This window comes from Chryseobacterium sp. 2TAF14 (assembly GCF_052115105.1).
Classification (GTDB): domain Bacteria; phylum Bacteroidota; class Bacteroidia; order Flavobacteriales; family Weeksellaceae; genus Chryseobacterium.
In genome coordinates this window covers 1-2508 of sequence record NZ_JBFRGA010000280.1, presented here as the reverse complement: position 1 = coordinate 2508, position 2508 = coordinate 1, and the positions used below count along the sequence as shown (strand labels likewise).

The 2508-nt window shown below is 33.9% G+C and carries 2 protein-coding genes; both read left to right on the top strand.

What is annotated here, in order from left to right:
* On the top strand, window positions 1–1796 hold a 1796-nt coding region (locus AB4Y90_RS17450), incomplete at its 5' end, for a hypothetical protein (protein WP_441558838.1).
* 3 nt (window positions 1797–1799) lie between these two features.
* On the top strand, window positions 1800–2508 hold a 709-nt coding region (locus AB4Y90_RS17445), incomplete at its 3' end, for an MG2 domain-containing protein (protein WP_441558837.1).

Sequence of the window (2508 nt, the reverse complement as noted above, 5' to 3'; positions counted from 1 at the left end):
ATACAAACAGAATCGGACTTTTCAACAGAGCCTATCAAAATGCTTTGCTCACTCCTGTTTCTTTTTCAAATCAGCAGAATGCTTATCTGAATAACGGTTTGCAGAGAAGTTACAGTTTGTACGCCGATAATCCAGATTTTCTTTTTGATCAACCAAATAAGTACAATTATTATGAAAATATCCGCCAGTTCAGTTTTGACTTGAACAGAAGACGGAATGGTTTCCAACTCAATATCAGTCAGGCTTACGACAATCAGGATATTATGCATCGTGATGTTTACAAACCATCGACCAATGGTTTTATCAACGGATTGTACAACAGAAGAGATCAGAAAAATGAATTTTATAATTCTAATATTTCTGCGAGCTATGAATTTGAAGATAATGATTTGAAATATAAATTCAGCTTAAATCATATTCTTAATGACAGGAAAACCAATGTTAATTACAGTTTAGACCGAAGCTACATCTATCAGAGAACTTCACAGGATTATATTTTTAATTATAATTTAGATTTTGATGATTATAATAATATCGAATTTGGTGTAAACGTCGGAAATTCTTTTTATATCTCAAATACTTCGTTGAAAAATGCTTATTGGCTTCCGAAAGCAAACGGATATTTCACATTTAAAGATTTGTTTAATAAATACGACCGCAAACTTCAGCTATTTGGGGCTTACACGCAATTGGCTGCAGAACCGGAAATAGCAAAATCTTATTCTTCTTATACAACTACGCAGTTTTCTGCTCAGAATTCTTACCAATATTTTCCTTTAGAAGAAGTTGAAACATTTAAAAATCTCTCAAATGTAGCAATCAAAGAATGGAAAACCGGTTTTAAATTTATTTTTAATTACAAAATAAATCTTAACGCAGAATATTTTAACCGACAAATTTCTGATGATATTTTTCCAGTTTTTGAAGGGCAGAATTTGGTGCTGAAAAACTTAGCCGATCATACATACGAAGGATTTGAAGTAAATTTAAACTATGATAGAATAATTACAAGTCCAAATTTTTCTTTAGGCAGCAAGGCTTCGTTTTTCAAATACAGAGATATTGTTGACCGTGTAAATTCTGGCTACAATAATCTTAAGATTTCAGGCTTTAATGATATTTATAAAACCTTATCAGAAGGTCAGGTTTTGGGAGCAGTGATGGGAAGTTACTTTGAGAGAAATCCTGAAGGAAAAATCGTTATCGACGATTATGGCTATCCTGTAAAAGCTTCGGGAATGAAATTAATTGCAGATCCCACTCCGGATTTTGTGATGAAAATTTCTCATAACATCAGTTACAAAATGTTTGCCTTAGACATCAGTTGGGAATGGAAAAAAGGCGGGCAACTCTGGAACGGAACTCAGGCTGTTCTCGATTATTACGGACGTTCGCAAATTTCTGCAGAGGAAAGGAATATTAAAAACTACATTTTTGAAGGTGTAAATTATAATGGAAATGTTAACCAGATTCCTGTAGATTTTTATAATCCTGATCAGCCGGTAAGTGAAAATCGCTGGACGAGATACGGGTTTCTTGGTGTTGCCGAAAATTATGTGGAAAAATCAGATTATATCAGAATTAATGACATTACGCTTTCAGCTTATTTCGATGTCGGAAAGTTTCGCAGGGCTTTAGCCGTAAGCTTTTACGTAAATAATATTTTTATTTGGCAGGCAAACAGCGGCGTAGATTCTAATCAGAATTTTTATGATTTTGATAACAGCAGAGGTCTTGATTTTTTCAATCTTCCTTCTTTTAAAACGTATGGCTGCACGGTTTCTTTTAAATTTTAGACTATGAAAATCAAATTTTTATCCAATATATTTTTTGTTTTTATTTTGTTATCAAGCGTTTTTTTCAAAGCACAAAGTAAATTCAGCGATTTTAAAAAAGAGAAAACCTACATTCAGACCAGCCATGTTTTTTATAAACCGGGTGAGGTAATGTATTTCAAAATATTTGTTGTTCAGGCGGAAAACAACCTTCCCGCGAACCAAAGCAGAACGGTGAATGTAGAATTGGTCGATCCGAGCGGAGCGGTTGTAAAGAAAAACAAGTATGCTATAAAAAATGGTCATGCAGAAGGCGCTTTCAGCTTTACGGAAGATATGAAGGGCGGAATTTATAAAATCAGAGCTTTTACAGCATGGATGCAGAACGAAACCGGAAAAAATGTCTTTGAAAAAGAAATTACCCTCCAAAAAATTGTTTCACCAAGAATTTTGATGAAACTCGATTTTCCTAAAAAGGGATATGGAGCAGGAGATGAGGTTTTGGCAGATTTCTCGATGAGAAGTTTGAGCAATCTTCCGATTCCGTTTTATGAAGCTTTTTTTACGGTAACTCATCAAGGCGAAAAAATTGCCGAAGGCTCGTTGATTACCGATAAAGAAGGAAAATATTTGCTGAAATTTAAGCTTCCGGAGGTATTGAAATCTTCAGATGCATTATTAAATATAAAAGTAAATTATGACGGCTTCACCGAATCTATTTCGAGAAATATCC